The organism is Fodinibius sp. (assembly GCF_034521915.1).
GTDB lineage: Bacteria > Bacteroidota > Rhodothermia > Balneolales > Balneolaceae > Fodinibius.
Genome location: NZ_JAXHLU010000015.1, coordinates 215,552 through 234,214, shown reverse-complemented (window position 1 = coordinate 234,214; position 18,663 = coordinate 215,552). Strand labels below are relative to the sequence as shown.

Here is an 18,663-nt window from a genome sequence, read left to right as displayed (position 1 = left end):
TTTTGAATCCGGCGCGTCTACCAATTCCGCCACTCAGGCATTTGTCAGAGAATCTGAATATAAGAGATAAGCGTCTATTTCTACAACCAAATTTATACTTTTTTAGGATGTGCTCCTAAGCTCTTCCCATAATCTGAATTTTGACAAAATTTGGGTTGTTTCTAATCATTAACTATTTCATAAGTCACTTTCAGGATGTATATGAAATTACGGAAAAAGCTCTTGTAGACTGGGTATAGTAGTACCTTTTCATCAAAATAGAGCACAAAGCAAACGTCACTCCTTTTGCTTCAATTGAGGTCTTCATGTAGGATTCGACATTTTTTCGGAGCATTCAAACGTAGAGGATTTCGTTTAAGGTAATATTTCCAGACTGGATCGTAGAACAACATTTTCAAATCTGTTTCCAGCTAATACCAAAAAAATCGCTGGAACTTCAGAAATGGACATCACTAAAAGTGACCATTAAAGGATATCCACCCTCTTTAAATTATTAAACCAATAATATCAAGATTATCTTCATCCGAATCGACAAAATACAGCATGACGAACCGTTGGAGTCAGATAATCCAGATTTAATTTTAACTTAAATGAATAATTTAGAAAAGAAAATATAACTCTATCACGATAGCTTACTGTTTTAAGAAGCTCTGTGACTGATCCGCTTACTCTCATTTAAGAGATCTTTTATTATAGCCATCAAAGACTGATACTCAAAAGGTTTCTTAATGAATCCATCGGCCCCTATAGCATCAACTTTATTACGGATTACGGTATCGGCTTTTGAAGAAATTAAAAAGCATGGGATCTTCTCTCCTTTTGGAAAACTCCTGATCTCTTCAATCAGTTCAAAGCCGTTAAGTTCCGGCATGTGAATATCAGAAATAATCAAATCGGGCTTATTAATTGAAATGCCTTCAATCAAATCGGGTCCATTACTATAAGCTTCAACAGCAAACCCTTCCCTTTGTAAAACTTTTTCCAGCAAAATTAGCTGGATAGGAGAATCATCTACAATAAATATCTTAGTATCGTGCATTAGCTTCTAATAGAATTGAGGTAATAGGTTTAATTTTGAGTCTATAATATTGTCAATAATAAATTTGTAATACTTAAAGTATCGTTTTTTAAACTCCCTGTCGTTTAAGTTTTATTAATTAAATATTTTCTAATGCTCTAATAGGTATACCCTCATTTACTTTTATCACTTCGAAATGAAGTTATAAAACCCACCAAGCAGCAAAATTTCGACAAAGCAATTACAAAATAGAAAAGAGCTGTGAATATGCTGTACAATCCGGCAATAACAGCGAAATGCTTATGGTACCGTATGCTCAACGAAATTGCAGCCTATAACGGAATAAATTTTCCAAAGCTGTATAAAAACTCAGGAAAAGTAATTCCAATAATATATATACAGGCAGTTTTATCTTGGGATCAGTTATCAAAAGTCTGGAATAAGTGAAGAGGCCCAAAAAATATTCAAGAACATATCTAAGTGGAATGAACACTCTCTTGAATACGCATTAGTTCGAAACAGGGCCCAAGCTATGGCAAAAATGGATATGGCTGTTGAAGAGTAATTTTTTTCTATTTGCTAAGCTGCAATAATTGTATTTTCCTATTTCCAAAGACAGGATATACAGCACGTATGTCCTGTCTTCTTTATTTATATATCAATAATATGTTTATTAATACATTAGTTACTTAATTATTTGGGTATTATAAGTAAAAATTTAAGCTTCCAATTGTAAAATTAGTGCGAATTTTGCATACTAAGTCAGATAACATCACTCCAATTTGCAAAACAGCTCTCTAAGTATATATGGCTGAAGATACCCAACTAAAATCTAAAAAAGTACTGATTGTAGAAGATGACAGTATTCAACAGATAGTCCTTGAGCGTATTATTAATCAAATGGGACATACTGTTATTGGTTCCAGTTCCAAAGGTTCACAAGCTATTGAATCGGCACTACGTATTGGAGCTGTTGATCTTATTTTAATGGATATCAATCTTGCTGATGACGTTGACGGTATTGAAGCAGCCAAAGAAATTAATAAACATCGCGATGTTAAATTGATCTACATCACCTCTTCTGAGGATCCGGAAGACTTAGAACGGGCCAATGAAACGGATTATGTGGCCTACCTAAAAAAACCATTATTAAAAGAGAGCTTAGAAAGTGCCTTTGATAAAGCATTTGCAAATGCTTCTTTGTAGTCCTTTTTTAACTATTACAAAATTCTAACTCTTAAAGGCCTATATTAATAGTTTTTAATTAGTGGTTCTGCTGTGAATTTTGGAAAATACACCTAAAGAAAATCCAACTAATTAATACCATGAAGGTATCAGAAGCTTTTTTAGTAAACACAAAAAATTTTGCGCCAATTATCGAAACATTGGTTAACTACGAAGATGATGACATCGTAGTTAATAGCGATCTTTTGGAACGCCTTTCGTATTCTGACCCTAACGATCTGTTAGTAATTCGAATTTTAAAGGATTTTTCTATCATCGATAATGATGGAAAACCTGGGAAATACTTTGAAGAGTTTAAAAATCCTGAGACTACAAAAATTGCATTAGCTAAAGGTCTCTTTACTGCTTACGAAGGGATTTTTGATCAGCACCCGAAAATTCATCAACAGCCGCCGGAAAAAATTAAAGAGGTTTTTGAAAACCATTTTAAAGATAAAAAAACGGATCTCATCATTAAATATATTTCGGGAACGTTTGAAAAAATTGTCTCTCACGTAGGAGTATCTACCATTGACAAAGTGTTAAATGAAGAAATTGATAAAGAAAAAGTTGGTGCAGAAGTTGCTGCCGTTGAAGCTTCCGAAAAAAATGGCAACAGTACTGGAAATGAACATACTAACAATCACACCGATAGCGATAACAAGGACCAACAAGTTAAAAGAGAAGAGATAAGTGAAAATAATATCGACGATTTCTTAAGCAGTTTTGAATCATCAGATTCAGAAAATAATTCTTTTGATATCCCAAATAAACAATCGCAAAACTCTCCTGATAATAAAAATCAAGAAGATGATCCATCTGTTCAGGAATTCATTAAAAACATAGAGGAGGAAACAAATATGTCTACTGAAACTAAAGAGAAAAACGAACAAAATTCCGAACCCGAAGAACTTTCTGATACTCTCGAGGATATAGAAGAAAAAGATTCTAAAGAGATTGATGACAGTGATGATCTGGAAGATGGGGACAATTTAAGTTTCGAAAAAGACGAACAATCATCAGATCATGAATCCGATTCGACCTCCTCTGAAGCGGATTTGGAAAATAAAAACACAGACATCCCGCCTATCGATCTTGAAGTGCCAATGTCTCATGCAACGAAATCAACAAACGCTATGCAAAATGTAACTGAGGAACATCAATTCGTAAAAAAAGCATTGCTTCGCAAATCTGACTTGCTCCACAAGATGAAGCGATGGGAAGAACTTGTTCCAACGCTTGAAGAGATAATCAATCGCTATGACAATGAGGAAAATGTAGACTTCAAAGAGGCCGTAGAGCGATCTGTTATTCGTAGAGCAATTGCGTTTCTAAAGCTAGATAAAGATGATAAAGCCCTCCCCGCTTTAAACTCAGTTATTAGTCGTTTCAAAGATTCAGATAACAATGAGTTTTATGAGCAAGCTTCACGGGCTATGCTTTTTAAGGCTAATATATTAGAAAAGAAAAATGCTTCTTCTGATGAGTTACTTCCTCTTTACAACACCATCATTAATAGGTTGGATTCTAATTCCGAACTACTGATGAAAGAGAAGCTTGATGAAATTCACTGCAGAAGATTTGATCTTATTCTTGACGAAGATGATACTTCAGTCCTGCTGGATGCCAGTGAGGAGCTTATTAACAGATTTAAAGATACCAATAAACATCAGGAATATCTGCAGAAAGCCATGATCATTCGAGCTGAAACCCTTGATGAAATGGGCGAAGATGAGGCTGCATTAGAAGCCTACGATGAGTTTCTAAAACGATTTGGAAACTGACAATTCAAAGATAATACAATTAAAAGGCGGTGTGTATTAACACATCGCCTTTTTTGTTTACCCTATTTTGAATATTCTCTCTTTCCTGCTTTAGCAGTTTCAATCAAATCCAAAATGGATATTCCTTAAGCGGAATCATACTCTGTCATGAATATTAATAAATTTAGGGACGACACCCCTGGCACTAAAAAAGTTATCCACTTCAATAACGCCGGCGCCTCACTAATGCCAAGGACAGTCTCAGAAAGTGTTATAAATTACCTACGTGAGGAATCCCTGTATGGAGGATACGAAACGGCTCATAAAAACAGGGAATCTATAGAGCAGACTTATTCCGCTATCGGAAACTTCATCCATGCTCAGCCCAATGAAATTGCCCTGCTTGAAAATGCGACTGCTGCATGGAACATGGCATTCTTTTCCATTGATTTTAAGAAAGGAGATCGAATTTTGACTTCAAAAGCTGAATATGCAAGTAATTACCTTGCCTATTTACGACTTAAGGAAAAAGTAGATATCCAAATTGAGGTTATTGCCAATGACGAATACGGTCAAACGTCGGTAACATCACTTGAAAAAATGATGGGTGAAAACGTCAAATTAATAAGCATCACTCACATACCCACCAACAGTGGTCTCGTTAACCCCGTCGAAAAAATTGGTGAGGTTGCTCAAAAGTACGACTGTTTTTACTTGGTGGATGCTTGTCAGTCGGTAGGCCAGTACCCCGTTGATGTACAAAATATTGGTTGTGATATGCTTTCGACAACTGGACGAAAATACCTGCGTGGACCTCGAGGTACCGGTTTTTTATACGTCAAAAAGAATAAAATTGAAAACCTCCTCCCTCCTTTTATTGATTTGCACGCTGCCGAATGGATATCAGAGAAAGAGTATGAAATCCGTAGCGATGCACGCAGGTTTGAAAATTGGGAAATGAATTATGCGGGGATTATGGGATTAAAGAAAGCCGTGCAATATGCCAGCGATATTGGGATTAATCGAATATGGAAACGTCTTACCAATCTGGCAGAAAAACTACGCTGGGAATTAGCAAAATTGCCCAAAATAACCGTTCATGATATTGGAGAAATAAAAGGAGGAATTGTTACTTTTACGGTCGATTCCGAATCTGCCGATGACGTACAAAATTATCTTTCTAATAAGGGGATTAACGTCAGTACAACATCCAAAAAAAGTACATTATTGGATATGGAAGAAAGAAATCTTTCGCATCTTGTCAGGGCATCAGTTCATTATTATAACACCGAAACTGAGATAGATAAGTTTATCGATACTGTTAAAAAAATTGCAAATAAGTAATTCCTATTCTGATTTTACCGTTGGGAGCAATTCATCTTTATATTGCAATTCATATAGTTTACGATAAATCCCCTCTTCTTTTTCGACGAGCTGCTGGTGTGTTCCCCGTTCCCTGATTTCCCCTTTATGCATAACTAATATTTTGTCGGCACCTTGTATGGTTGATAAGCGGTGAGCAATCACGATAGAGGTACGGCCCTCCATCAACTTTTTGAACGCTTTATTTACCGTCTCTTCCGTCTCAGAGTCTACGCTGGATGTCGCCTCATCAAGAATTAGAATATTGGGATCATAAACCATCGCACGTATAAAGCAGATGAGCTGTCGCTGCCCCATAGAAATAGATTGGCCCCTTTCACTGAGCTCGTAATTATATCCATTCGGCAGCTTACTGATAAAAGTATCAGCACCAATCTCACGGGAAGTCGCAATAACTTCTTCTTCAGAAATTTCAGGATTCCCAAGCGTAATATTTTCCATAATACTGCCAGAGAAAAGCGCATTATCCTGCAATACTAATGCAAAACTAGAGCGTAATTCTTGCAACGTCAGATCTCTAATATCTTTTCCATCGATTTTTATAGCTCCTTCATCGATATCATAATAACGGAGCAATAAGTTAATGATCGTTGATTTTCCAGCACCTGTTGCTCCTACAAAAGCGATTGTTTTTCCCGGTTCGGCCTTAAAAGAAACATCCTTTAATACCGTTTCCTCTTTGTTATAACCAAACCATACGTTTTCAAATTCGATTTTACCATTAACCTCACCGATGTGATCAGGCTCATCTGGATCGATGATCTTATTTTCAGTATCCAATATATTAAAAATACGCTCTGATGATGCCAGCGCCGATTGCAGAGTGTTAAACTTCTCTGAAAGCCCTTGTATGGGACGAAAGAAATCCCGCACATATTGTACAAAGGCCAGTAATATTCCAAAGGTTACCTGTCCCATTAAGGCACGACCGCCACCGTACCATATGACCAAAGCCATAGCCAAGCTGGCGATAATTTCTACCAGCGGCCAGAAGATGGCAAAATAAAAAATGGTCTCGATGTACGCATCGCGATGAGCAGCATTGATATCCTTAAATTTCTCTCGTTCCCGTTCCTCTTTACTAAAGAGCTGTACGATGGCCATGCCGTTAATATGCTCCTGTACAAAAGAATTAAGGCGGGAGATCTGATCACGAACATTAAGAAATGATACCCGTACTTTTGCTTTAAAAACAAAGGTAGCGTAGAATAAGATGGGTAATACTGAGATTGCAACCAGGGATAATTCCCAGCTCATACTGAACATAAAGTACAGGATGAAGAAAATGCGAAACATATCCCCGATGATATTGACTACCCCATCACTCAAAAGATCACTTAACGCTTCTATATCGCTGGTGGTTCGGGTGATTAAACGGCCAATGGGATTTCTATCAAAGAACTGTACATGCAGCGACTGTATTTTTTTAAACACTGCATTACGCAAATTAAACAACGTTCCCTGCCCAAACCAGCGAGTTAAATAGGTATTGGCAACCAGCAGTAAAAACTCACTGACCAGAGCACCTACGAGCAGCAAAACAATCCAAAGTAGTCCCTGAAAATCTTTATTACGAATATACTCATCCACAGCGATTTGAGTGAGCTTGGGACGTACCGTTCCCATGAAGGCTGCACTCAGAGTAAGTGCAATGCCCAGCAACACATACCATCGATAAGGTCGAATAAATTGATAAAGCCGCCGAAGAAGATCCGAATCGACGGCTTTATCAGTTGTTGAATTGCTCACACTAAAAGTTATTTAGAAACGGTCGAAATCATCGAATGGGGTACGTGGAGTAATCTGCTTAGGCTGACGCTGATCACTGTTATTACCACCATTATTATTCTTGTTTTTATCTTTATTGCTTCTGCTTTTAGTTCTGCGCTTTCTTTTATTACCGGAATCACTATCACTACTTTTGCTGTATTTATTTCGGGATTTTTTTCCTTTCCCCGAATAGTTTTTCCGTTTACGAAAACGCTTTTTCTTTTTCCGACTGCGTTTGTTCTTACTCGAAGATGAAGATCCGCCATTACTATTATTGTTGCCTTTATTTTTGTTTTGGTTGATCTCCTTCAAATAAACCTTCGGCTGTATAATACCCTTTTCATGAGCCGGATCCGTAAAGATCGGGCGCAATTCAGTAGCAACCCAAGTCGGAAAGAAATCGTCTCGGGCTTCGCGAAGCAATACATATTCATTGGTATAGCGAGCTGAGAAGTGCGTAATAACCAACAGCTTCGTTTTCGCCTCATTAGCTACTCGCGCTGCATCTTTGGCCGTAGAATGTCCCGTTTCTTCAGCCTTATCAGAAAGACTTTCGCTGAATGTAGCTTCATGGAAAAGTACATTTGTATTCATACCCAGCTTAACTGAGTTGGGGCAATATTTGGTATCCGTGATGTAGGCAAAGCTATCGCCAGGACGCGGATGTCCGACAATATCTGCTGATTTTACAACCGTGCCGTCGTCAAGTTCAACATCGTTACCCGCCTTCAATTCTTTGTATTGCCAATCTTCGCTAATGCCCTGTTCCTGTGCTTTTTCGGCATCAACTTTTCCGGGTTTATCTTTCTCCTGGAAACGATATCCCATACAAAACTTAGAGTGATTCAACGGACGTGCTTCTACATAGAATTCATCTTCATCAACAACACGCTTCTCTTCAAATCCTTCTTCAACTTCAACAAAGTTGAGCGGATAATTAATATCAATATTCGCAAAGTCAAAATTCCATTCTACAAATTTCTTTATCCCTTCCGGACCAACGATAGTTAGTTCCCTATCTCTTCGCTGAAGCTGCAGAGTCGAAAGTAAACCGATAAGCCCCGAATAGTGATCTGTATCAAAGTGCGAGATAAAGATACAGTCGATTTGTGAACGTTTTAAACCTCCTTGCAGCATTCTCATTTGCGCGTTTTCTCCGCAGTCAAACAAATAAACGCTGCCTTCTCTCCAAACAGCTACTGATGAAAGGTGACGTGTAGCCGTTGGGGTGGCAGAACCGACACCTAATGGTACAATAATCATTGTGATACCTCTTTGTATTTTTAAGATTAGATTGCGGTCAAACAATCAATCTTTGTTCGTTATTGATTCTATTAGTTATTTATTTATTCGCTAAATTTCAGCCAACTCTTGTTCGATGAGTTGCTTGTTATACATCACTGAATAACGGCCTTCTTGTTCAAGTAACTCTTCGTGAGTTCCTTTTTCTACAACTGTTCCATCTTCAAGATAATATATAATATCTGCATCTTTTATTGTTGAGATGCGATGGCTTATCATTAAAGTTGTCCTTCCTTTAAGTTCTTTTCTTAGGTGTTGTAGAATGGCTTCTTCAGTTTTAGTATCTACTGCACTTAACGAATCATCGAGTATTATAATTTTAGGATCTCGAATCAAGGCCCTTGCGATAGCGGTTCTTTGTTTTTGTCCGCCCGACAAGGTAATTCCTCGTTCTCCTAATATGGTCTCAAATTTTTTATCAAATTCCAAAATATTGTCTCGGACCTGAGCCTTTTCAGCGGCTTCTTCAATTTCTTCTTTTGTGGCATTATTTGTACCAAATGCGATGTTTTCACCAATAGTATCAGAAAATAGAAATGTATCCTGTGGCACAAGACCAATACTTTCTCTAAGTAATTGTAGCGGAATGGATTCAATATTTTTTCCGTCTATCAAAATCTTTCCTTCCGTAACATCAAACAGTCTTGGTACTAGTTCTATCAACGTAGTTTTTCCACTTCCCGTTCGTCCAACTATCGCTACATTTTGCCCCGCTTCAACTTTAAGATTTACATCTTTTAATGCATACTCCTCGGCTCCGGGATACTTAAAGGAAACATTCTTAAATTCTATTGCTCCTTCTATCTTATTTATTTCCTGATCCGTATAAGACTTGTCCTCAATTTTCACATCTTCAGTCAGTATCTCATCAATTCTTTTCCATGACGCCATGGACTGTTGAAAGCGATTAACGGTATATCCCAAAGAAGCCACTGGCCAAGTTAAGTATGCTACATACACGATAAATTCCAGAATGTTCCCAACAGTAAGCTGACCCTCAATAACCAACTGTCCAGCCTTCCAAACAACGATTACAACCGATAATCCAATCAGTAAATTTAACGTAGGATGAAAAAGTGATTCAACGAGATCAAGGCGCAATTTTTTCTTACGATACGATTCACTTTCATCTTCAAAACGCTGCATCTCATAATCTTCGCGATTATAAGCTTTTATCAACCGAATGCTGGAAAATGATTCCTTGGCACGTCCCGCTATCGTAGAATACTGTTCCTGTATAATCCGCGAATAGTCATTAATATAACCGCTTACCCAATAGGCAAAGGCCGATAGGAATGGCAGGGGAAGCAGTGCCCACAACGTCAGTTCTGGGCTTACAATGATCATCATTGTGATGATAAAACCCATGCGCGTTAATGTATTAATGGTGTACATATAGGCCGGACCAAAGTATTCTCGCACTTTAGACACATCTTCTGTTGCCCGAACATAGACTTCGCCGGAGTCGTAATTGCTATAAAACCGCTGTGGCAGCTTTAAAAGCTTATCAAAAATATCATTACGCAAATCAAACTCAATCTTTCGCGAAGCAACTATTAAGGTTTGGCGGGTAGCAAATAATAGGATTCCCGAAAGAAGAACAGCGCCAACAAGCAACAGGGCATTTTTAGCCAGCACCCAACTTGCACTGCTGTTAAAAAGTACCTCGACTATGGTATCAAAAGAATCAGGCGATTCTTCAATATTTATACTTGATACCTCATCCACGGTACGGCGCAGGTATACCGGTATCCAAATCAAAAAGAAATTTGAAGCGGTTAGAAAAAGAGAACCCAGAATAATGGTTCGCTTATATTTTTTGAAATATTGATTGAGCTTTTGCAGCGACCCCACGGGGACCTTCCTTTTTTATATCTGACTCTCTCAGATTATTATGCAATAATTGTTATGCTGTAACTTCAGTATATTTCTTTTTCCAATACTCAGACAGGTTATATCCTGATACAAAGGCGTTTTCCAGAGAAGAACCACCCAAGTAGTCACCTATTAACGCAAGCGGAGCATCTTCGAGTTCCAACTCCATAAAATATTCATCAATAGGATTTTTTGATTTAAAGTACTTCCAGTTCTCTATATATGTGGACTGGGGACGCCTGACCCATGATCCTAAAATATTAGATCCTTCTTCAAGAAGCAGTTCTTTAACTTCCTCCTCGCTTTTCTGCGCGTATTTACGGTAAAACTCAGGGGTAGACTGTATCACAAGAGCTGTTTTATCAGTACCTAACTTCGATGACTCATTGCTTATCCATTTTATAGAACTCTTTTCGCATTCAATACCTTCCCAGTCCGGCACCTCTTGGTCATCATAAGTTGCAGCCAATGAAAAACAACCATCATACCGTATTTCATCGATATGCCGAATTATGCGGCGTGTTTCTGTTTTGTTTTGTGCCGTTTGCAATACGCCATAAGCATCTACAGCAGAAGTGGCAATAATAACGGCATCGCATTCAAAAACACTTGTATCGGTGAGGTTAATCATCCAAGAACGCTTTTTACTACGATCAGGACCAATATACGTCAATCCGCCCGCCTTCTCTTCCGACTTAATATCTACCCAACGACCCATACTTTCAGCCAAGGACTGAAGGCCATTACTTCCGGTATAATATTGTCGGGAATCGGAATTCGGATCAACATCAAAAACCTCCATTCCATCATAAAGGCCAAAATCTTTCGTCCATTTCTGTACCGCTCCTTTTTCTATCTGCTCTTTAACAAAAGAACCAAAAGTGTTGGTATTTACATCAAAATGGGTAAGTCCTACATCTAAATTGAGATTATCAAGCTCTACTGTCTTGAGCCGTCCACCAAGAGACCGATCTTTTTCAATAATTGTAACATCATGTCCCGCTTCAGCCAACCGCTTGCCGGCAATAAGTCCCGAAATGCTTGCGCCTATAATTCCAATAACCATTTATAAAATACTGTTTTTTACTGTTTGATTTTCAGCACTGTAAAATCCGAAATATTACGCCAAAATTCTAAGTTAATTCGTAAATAACATTAATAGATCCGAATCCTTGGGGAAACCGCTGCCTTATCTAAAAGAGCCGGCCAATAAGCTACAATGCCGCTTGCTTTGGGACGTCCACCCGCAAACCCGGTAACCCCACTTGGGCCGGTCAAAATTAGGGGAGCAACTTCTTTTCCAAAACGATTTAAATCTTCTTTACTTTTTCCGGAAAGTGAAACGCGCATCTGTACTTCTTTCTGTTCATCCTCAAGGAGTTCATCAGTTATTGGTTGCTCACTGCATCCATTAACGCCAACGTATTCTACTCTAAAATCCTTATATTCAAGTCCTAATGCATCAGCCCTGCCCTGCAATATTTCTCCGGCTCTTTTTGCTTTTTTCAAGGCTCCCGGCCAGGAATACACCAACGTTGATGATAACTTGTATCCATCGTTGTAGCTGGCAGAAATTTTATAAGTATCAGTTTCCGGTCGGCCTTTTATGCCAGATACTTTTACCCGATTCGAACCAGCTTCTTCGAGGTTAACAGACGTAAAGTCGGCAATGCAATCGGGTGTAATATATTCGGTAGGATCCCCAATTTCGTAAAGCAACTGCTCTTTTACGGTTTGTTTACTGATTAAGCCACCTGTACCGTCATGTTTCGTGACATAAAAACTGCCGTCGGGATTAGCTTCAATAATGGGAAATCCGATATCCACAAAGTCATCAATTTTTTCCCAGTCCGTAAAATTACCACCGGATACTTGGCCTCCACACTCTATAATGTGACCTGCAATGGTTCCGGCCGACATCTTATCGTAATCATCAAACGACCAGTCAAATTCGTGAATCATCGGAGCCAGCGTTAACCCGGTATCCGTCACGCGTCCCGTAACTACAATATCAGCACCCTTATTTAGTGCCTCTACAATAGGGCGCGATCCAAAATAGACATTGGCACTAAGAAGCTCATCCTTAACTGTTGTAATGGGTTCACCGGTTTCCATATTATTAAGGGGATGCCCCTCCTCTATAAGAGCATCGAGATTACCCAAAATATTGTCGCCGTCTACCACCGCTACCTTAATGTCATTATATCCCTGCTCTTCAATAGCTTTCAAAATTTGTTCTTTGCACGCTTCAGGATTTACACCACCTGCATTGGAAATTACTTTTATACCCTTCTCAGCAATATCAGGGAGTATTTCACTCACTACCCCTACAAAATCCCGGGCATATCCATAATCAGAATTACGCAATTTCTGTTTCTGCATGATGGACATAGTCACTTCAGCCAGATAGTCCATCACTAAATAGTCAATAGGTCCCTTACGTACTTGGTTGATGGGGGCATTAGGAAGATCTCCCCAAAAGCCTTGTCCTGATGCAATCCTGATCGAGTCTTTCACGGTCGGTAATGTCTTTAGTTAGATTTTGTATCTGATGTGAAGATAAGATTTGCACTCACACTATAAAAATTATAACTGACTTTCATATTGGAGGCACGACAATAATTTCGAATTAAAATTAGCCATCAGATTGAAATATTTTTGCTGTTGCAATTTGGAAATCACTTTAAGACTTTAAGCATACTTTTTGAAATTAAGAGGAGTTATATTTGAAAATAGTTATTATTGGCGCTGGTGAAATTGGCTATGACCTTGCCAGCGTACTGTCGCAGGAAAAACACGATGTAACGGTACTCGATCGCGACCCGGAATGCCTGGATAACGTATCTGAAAACCTGGACGTATTAGTCTGCGAGGGAAACGCGACCTCTGCAAAGGATCTTGTTAGTGCTGGAGTGAAAGACGCTGATATTTTAATTGCCGTAACCAGTATCGACGAAGTCAATATGATTGCGTCTATGATGAGCAAGCGTTTGGGAGCCGAAAAAGTTATTGCCCGCGTCCGCAGTGATGAGCTTTCTCGTCCAAATGCCCCACTTAAACCAACCGACCTGGGTATTGATGTAATAATTCACCCTGAATTAAGTGCGGCATACGAAATTGTTCGTCTTATAAAACGGGCATCTGCCAATGATTTGATAACCCTTGCCGATGGAAAAATGCAGATGATTGGCCTTCGCATTGGCAAGCAATCGCCTCTTGTTGGGAAAACGCTTCATGAGTACGCACATGAAAATCCCGATATCACTTTCCGTGTCGTTGCTATTTCTCGAAAGGGACTTACGATCATTCCCAACGGTAAAGTTTCTATACAAGCACTTGATCATATTTTTATTCTGGCAAAAACTAAAACTATTCCCGAGGTAGTTAAAACAACGGGTAAGCCAGACATAGAAATTAGCCGTGTAATGATTGCCGGCGGCACTGCTATTGGTGCGATGATCGCTCGCATTTTAAGTAAGGAAGAAAAAGATTGGAATATAAAACTTATTGAACCCGACTTTGAAATTGCACAAGAGCTGGCCAAAGAGTTTAAAGATGTATTAGTCTTAAACGGTAATCCCACCGATCCCGATCTGCTGGCAACCGAAGGAATTACCGATACGGATGCATTTATTTCTGTTACTGATGATGAGGAATCCAATATTATATCGTGCCTGATGGCAAAACATCTTGAAGTAACAAAGACCGTAGCGCTGGTCTCGAAATCAGACTATATACCCCTCAGTCAAACTATTGGACTAGACGCCGCCATTAACAAAAAGTCAGCGGCTTCAAACGAAATTCACCGCCATGTACGCGGAGGACGTGTTATTTCGGTTACAGCTCTGCAAGGTATTAAGGCTGAAGTTATTGAGCTACAGGCCGCTCCCAAATCGAAGGTTACTAAAAATCCGATTTCAAAGTTAAACTTACCCGAAGGATGTGTTATTGGAGGCATATTGAGCAATGGTAGCTCATATATTGCGACAGGAGAATCGCAAATTCAGGCTAAAGATCGTGTTATTATATTTTGCCTTCCGGAAGCAATTGATAAAGTAACATCACTATTTAAGTAATGGCCAAGACCTATCTCGATAATATTACCCGGGCCCAATTTAATTTATCAACTGTTTTAGGCATTCTGGGCGCTTTCATATTTTTCCTGGGATTTGCGCTGCTCTTACCCATGATTGTCGCTTTTATTTATGATGAAGCGGTCTGGAACACCTTCCTATATTCAGCCTCCATTGCTTTTGTGACGGGAGGATTACTCTATTATATTTTTCGTACTGATGAAGAGCTCCGGATTCGAGAAGGGTTTTTAGTTGTCAGCCTAACTTGGCTCTTCTTATCGTTTGTAGGTGCCCTGCCCTTTGTTATCTCAGGGATCTTACCCAGTTATACCGATGCCGTCTTTGAAACCATGAGCGGTCTAACCACTACGGGAGCAACCATCTTAGGTGGTACAACCAGCTGGGGGTTTGTCAACCCTGAAATTGAGTCATTGCCTCAGAGTATGCTCTTCTGGCGATCACTTGCCCATTGGCTTGGCGGTATGGGAATCATCGTTTTAACCTTAGCCATCCTTCCCTTGCTAGGCGTTGGAGGCATGCAGCTTTTTCAAGCAGAATCTCCTGGCCCCACTACCGACAAACTTACTCCTCGCGTTCAGGAAACCGCTAAACTGCTTTGGGGAGTGTATGTAGCATTCACCGGTATTGAATTTTTGTTGCTCTGGGCTCATCCTTCCATGGATTGGTTTCAAGCCATTAATCACGCCTTTGCAACCCTTGCCACGGGTGGATTCTCCACCAAAAACGCGAGTATTGCTGCCTTCGATTCAGTCTATATTCATGCTGTTATAACCATCTTCATGTTTTTGGCAGGCATTAACTTTGCCATGCACTTTCGTCTACTTAGAGGCAATGCAGAATCATTTTTCAATAACCGGGAAATACGTTTTTATTCTCTCATCACAGCTATTTCTATTGTGGCTGTCAGTGGTTCACTCTGGCTTTTTGACGAGTACGACATCGGTGGCGCCATACAATATGGAGCCTTTCAAGCAGTGTCCATTATCACTACTACCGGGTTTGGTACAGATGACTACGAACTGTGGCATTCATTTGGGGCTTTCTTTCTGTTCCTGCTTTTCTTTACAGGGAGTTGTGCGGGATCAACGGGCGGTGGTGTAAAAATGATTCGCTGGATGATCATCATTCGCAACTCTTTCCGCGAAATAAAACAGATTGTTCATCCCAAAGCCATCCTCCCCATCCGTATTGGCGATAAAACTGTCGACTATAACATTCAACGTACGGTATTAAGTTTTTTTGTTCTCTATCTTATTATCTTCGGTATCGGAGCACTCATCATGGCTTCAATGGGATACGATATGCAATCGGCCATCGGGGCAAGTATCGCCTGCTTGGGCAATATTGGTCCGGGATGGGGCGAATTTGGCCCAACAGAAAACTACGCCCAGATTCCTGTCATAGGTAAATGGGTATTAATTCTTATGATGATGATTGGGCGGCTTGAAATTTTTACGGTTCTGCTCCTTTTCTCCCCCACTTTTTGGAAGCAATGATTTGGGAACTGGATTTTAGAGGTTGCAAGTTGGAAGGTAGAAATTGTAGTTAGAAAGTTCGCTGTTGCCAACTGAATATTTTCTAACAAGATCTTTAAAATCCTGGAACCCCGAAGAGTCGGGACGCGGCAAGTTCAGGATGACATACTTCTCACATTCAGCTGTGAAGGAGTTGTACTTCTAAACTCTCAGAATTTAAAATCGTATCCAATCAGTGTCTTCCAACCACTGAATAAGAGCCGGTAGAAAGGTGAGCGCTGCAACTAATGTCATCCCAATGCCTATTACGGCCATCATTCCCAGCGATTGCAAGCCGGGATGATTCGTAAATAACAATCCGGAAAATCCAAGCATGGTTGTTAAGGAACCAACCGTAACATGCTGGCCCGTGCTCGATAGCACATCCCACATACTGTTTCTACCCTCCTCGCGATAGCGATGTGCCAGGTGTACACCGTTGTCCTCTCCTATACCTAGGATAGCCGGCAGAACAACAAGGTTGTAGAAGTTGAACATCATTCCTGTAAACATCATAATTGCAAATAGCAGCAATAAACCGACCAGCAATGGGAGCATTGCAATAATTGCCCACCGCAAAGATCGGAACGAGATCAACATCAGGATAAATACCATAACTAATGTTGCGGCAACCATATACGGACTCTCCTCCCGCATAAGCTCTAGCATTTCGGCAGCTATAATTGAAGTACTGGCCGCGTAGAATACCTCTCCACTATCGAGCTCTACTCTGCCTACATCGTTTTTAAAGGCTATGGATTTCTCTCCGTCAGACAATCCCACGCTGGGATATACCATCACGAAATTACCAATATCTCCATCCTGGGTTACAAACTGACTCTTAAAATAGTCCGGCACCTGATTTATGTTGAGCCTTTCTTTGGTCTGGGAAGCCCTTCGAAGCTTGTCGAGTTGTTCGTCTTCTTGATCAATAAGAAACGGATCTTTAAGTAATTCACGGACTTCGGCAATCTCTTGAAGCTTGGCATTAGCTGCAGTATCGGTAGGTGGAAAACGTTCGGGCAGGGCTTCGACATCCAAAATAGTAGGACTTGTGGTATCGGCATTCATCCGATGGCGCAGCTTTTCTAAAATCTTAATAACCTGATCCTCATTATCAGCCAATATATAAGCAGGATTTCGTTTATCGGAGCTGGAAACCTGATTCTCCAGTTCATTAAATTCAGCATACTCGGGGAATTCCGGCTCCAGATCTCCAAAATCATACTGAAACTGTAAGTGCTGATAATTAAAAGCCACGGCAACAGAAATGAGTAATCCCATTACAACAATAGAACGCGCAAACGGGAAACGATGAAACAGGCTTTCAGAACGATCTTGGGGAGCTTCGCTCCTATTAAATAAAATCCAGTTAAAGCGTTCAAAAACAACCAGCAGCGAAGGAATAATGAACAACATGCACAACAACGCCAGGATAATTCCTGAACCCGCAATAAAGCCGAATTCAGAAAATCCTCTAAACTTCGCCAGTACCAATATAAAGAGTGAGAAAGCCGTTGTGAGACCACTTACTAAAATTGCCGATCCCGTATTTTCATAGGTATCTATAAGTGAATCCATAATGGGTTTTCCACTTGCACGAAACTCGATATATCTTGCATAATAGTGGATGCCGTAGTCGATTCCCATCCCGAAAAGAATAACAAAAAGTACCGAGGTCATGGTATTAAGGGTGCCAAGAACGAAATAGGTAATCCCAAACGTCCAGGCAAGACTAATTACCAGCGGTATGCCAATTACCAAAATAGGCACCGGTAAGCGCAACAAGTGCTCCCAAAAATTGTGCTCTATCCCTTCTTTGCCGCCACGCTGGTAATTGATGTATTTTTTGAAAGAAAAATAGAGCATCACCAATAACAACACGCTTGAAATACCTGAGGCGAAACTGCTAAAAACATCGCTCATAATGGAATCAATCTCAGAAAGGTGCCGCTTCAAGCGCCCTCCATACTCCACCTCCATTTCAGCATTATATTGCTGCGGATTTATCTCAGTAAGCAACGAATCGTATGAGGCAAACATTCGCCGCAAATAGCTCAAATTGCTTTTAGAGCCCGTCGGATACAATTTAAATACAGCAATGGTGCTATCAGCACTGATGGGATACTCGGAGGGAATTAACGCATCGTAGCTTTCCTCAAATTCTCCCACCTCTGAAGTTTCCTTATCCTCGTCGTCAAAATTCACCAGAAAAGGATTGGCTTCCTCTTTGGCCGTTTGAATTTCATCCCTCAGATATGACTTGATATCTTCCAATTCGTTGGGTGTAGCAAAATAAAGGGCGTTATTTTCTAAAAAGTCAGTTTCTTTACGAAACTCAGCTCGTTTAAAAAAGTACCGATCTCCTTCATTATCGTAGAGCTTCAAACTTTCGCGGATCAGATCCTCAATGAGGCGCTTATTATCCTCAAAACTGGGCGACTTTACCGCCACTTCCATCGCTGTTTCACCTCCCACTGTATTCTGCAATTCATCCAGTGCCACCACATGGGGATTTTTATCCGGAAGCAAATTGGACAGATCGGTATCGATCTTAAGCTCCAGCGCATAATTGCCCATCAATACGGCAAATACTATGGCAATTCCCAGTACCCAGAATGGATGTGCGGCATTGAATTTTATAAGGGGACGAAAGAAATGGAGAATCTTTTCCATTAAAATACGAGCATTATTTTTTGATAAGCCGTGAAGTTAAACAT

At 39.9% G+C, this 18,663-nt stretch carries 12 protein-coding genes; 5 read left to right on the top strand and 7 right to left on the bottom strand.

Annotation, left to right across the window (positions count from 1 at the left end; genetic code table 11):
- Positions 1 to 640: 640 nt before the first annotated feature.
- Positions 641 to 1,039 carry a response regulator gene (locus U5J89_RS11160; RefSeq protein WP_322575712.1) on the bottom strand — a complete coding sequence of 133 codons (399 nt, stop codon included), beginning with the start codon at positions 1,037 to 1,039 and terminating at the stop codon, positions 641 to 643.
- A gap of 786 nt (positions 1,040 to 1,825) precedes the next feature.
- Between U5J89_RS11160 and U5J89_RS11155 the strand changes: the two genes are divergently transcribed.
- The 3 genes from U5J89_RS11155 (at position 1,826) to U5J89_RS11145 (ending at position 5,349) form a co-directional block, all read left to right on the top strand.
- Positions 1,826 to 2,224 (top strand): response regulator, encoded by a 399-nt coding sequence (locus U5J89_RS11155; protein ID WP_322575711.1) that lies wholly within the window; start codon positions 1,826 to 1,828, stop codon positions 2,222 to 2,224.
- Positions 2,225 to 2,343: 119 nt separating this feature from the next.
- Complete coding sequence (locus U5J89_RS11150; RefSeq protein ID WP_322575710.1) at positions 2,344 to 4,026, top strand: DUF5343 domain-containing protein; 1,683 nt, start codon at positions 2,344 to 2,346, stop codon at positions 4,024 to 4,026.
- Positions 4,027 to 4,173: 147 nt separating this feature from the next.
- Complete coding sequence (locus U5J89_RS11145; RefSeq protein ID WP_322575709.1) at positions 4,174 to 5,349, top strand: aminotransferase class V-fold PLP-dependent enzyme; 1,176 nt, start codon at positions 4,174 to 4,176, stop codon at positions 5,347 to 5,349.
- Positions 5,350 to 5,352: 3 nt separating this feature from the next.
- On the opposite strand, the gene U5J89_RS11140 is transcribed toward U5J89_RS11145, so the two are convergent.
- From U5J89_RS11140 to U5J89_RS11120, 5 genes are all read right to left on the bottom strand, one after another.
- Complete coding sequence (locus tag U5J89_RS11140) at positions 5,353 to 7,137, bottom strand: ABC transporter ATP-binding protein (protein ID WP_322575708.1); 1,785 nt, start codon at positions 7,135 to 7,137, stop codon at positions 5,353 to 5,355.
- A gap of 12 nt (positions 7,138 to 7,149) precedes the next feature.
- Complete coding sequence (rnz, locus tag U5J89_RS11135) at positions 7,150 to 8,421, bottom strand: ribonuclease Z (protein ID WP_322575707.1); 1,272 nt, start codon at positions 8,419 to 8,421, stop codon at positions 7,150 to 7,152.
- A 90-nt stretch (positions 8,422 to 8,511) separates the two neighbouring features.
- Positions 8,512 to 10,314, bottom strand: coding sequence for an ABC transporter ATP-binding protein (locus tag U5J89_RS11130; RefSeq protein ID WP_322575706.1), 1,803 nt, complete (start codon positions 10,312 to 10,314; stop codon positions 8,512 to 8,514).
- 52 nt (positions 10,315 to 10,366) lie between these two features.
- Positions 10,367 to 11,401, bottom strand: coding sequence for an NAD(P)/FAD-dependent oxidoreductase (locus U5J89_RS11125; protein WP_322575705.1), 1,035 nt, complete (start codon positions 11,399 to 11,401; stop codon positions 10,367 to 10,369).
- Between the two features lie 89 nt (positions 11,402 to 11,490).
- Complete coding sequence (locus tag U5J89_RS11120) at positions 11,491 to 12,852, bottom strand: acyclic terpene utilization AtuA family protein (protein ID WP_322575704.1); 1,362 nt, start codon at positions 12,850 to 12,852, stop codon at positions 11,491 to 11,493.
- Positions 12,853 to 13,061: 209 nt separating this feature from the next.
- Here U5J89_RS11120 and trkA point away from each other — a divergent pair, with 209 nt between their 5' ends.
- Together trkA and U5J89_RS11110 are read left to right on the top strand one after the other, a co-directional pair.
- On the top strand, positions 13,062 to 14,411 hold the full coding sequence (gene trkA / locus U5J89_RS11115; protein ID WP_322575703.1) for a Trk system potassium transporter TrkA: 1,350 nt from the start codon (positions 13,062 to 13,064) through the stop codon (positions 14,409 to 14,411).
- Positions 14,411 to 15,925, top strand: coding sequence for a TrkH family potassium uptake protein (locus tag U5J89_RS11110; RefSeq protein WP_322575702.1), 1,515 nt, complete (start codon positions 14,411 to 14,413; stop codon positions 15,923 to 15,925). Before trkA ends, U5J89_RS11110 begins: the two co-directional genes overlap by 1 nt.
- Before the next feature lie 195 nt (positions 15,926 to 16,120).
- Here U5J89_RS11110 and U5J89_RS11105 read toward each other — a convergent pair whose 3' ends face one another.
- On the bottom strand, positions 16,121 to 18,619 hold the full coding sequence (locus U5J89_RS11105; RefSeq protein WP_322575701.1) for an efflux RND transporter permease subunit: 2,499 nt from the start codon (positions 18,617 to 18,619) through the stop codon (positions 16,121 to 16,123).
- Positions 18,620 to 18,663: the final 44 nt, after the last annotated feature.

Bases quoted from the DNA above. Each gene is read 5' to 3' on its own strand.
- U5J89_RS11160 (WP_322575712.1), bottom strand. From the start codon at position 1,039: ATGCACGATACTAAGATATTTATTGTAGATGATTCTCCTATCCAGCTA.
- U5J89_RS11155 (WP_322575711.1), top strand. From the start codon at position 1,826: ATGGCTGAAGATACCCAACTAAAATCTAAAAAAGTACTGATTGTAGAA.
- U5J89_RS11150 (WP_322575710.1), top strand. From the start codon at position 2,344: ATGAAGGTATCAGAAGCTTTTTTAGTAAACACAAAAAATTTTGCGCCA.
- U5J89_RS11145 (WP_322575709.1), top strand. From the start codon at position 4,174: ATGAATATTAATAAATTTAGGGACGACACCCCTGGCACTAAAAAAGTT.
- rnz (WP_322575707.1), bottom strand. From the start codon at position 8,421: ATGATTATTGTACCATTAGGTGTCGGTTCTGCCACCCCAACGGCTACA.
- U5J89_RS11125 (WP_322575705.1), bottom strand. From the start codon at position 11,401: ATGGTTATTGGAATTATAGGCGCAAGCATTTCGGGACTTATTGCCGGC.
- U5J89_RS11110 (WP_322575702.1), top strand. From the start codon at position 14,411: ATGGCCAAGACCTATCTCGATAATATTACCCGGGCCCAATTTAATTTA.
- U5J89_RS11105 (WP_322575701.1), bottom strand. From the start codon at position 18,619: ATGGAAAAGATTCTCCATTTCTTTCGTCCCCTTATAAAATTCAATGCC.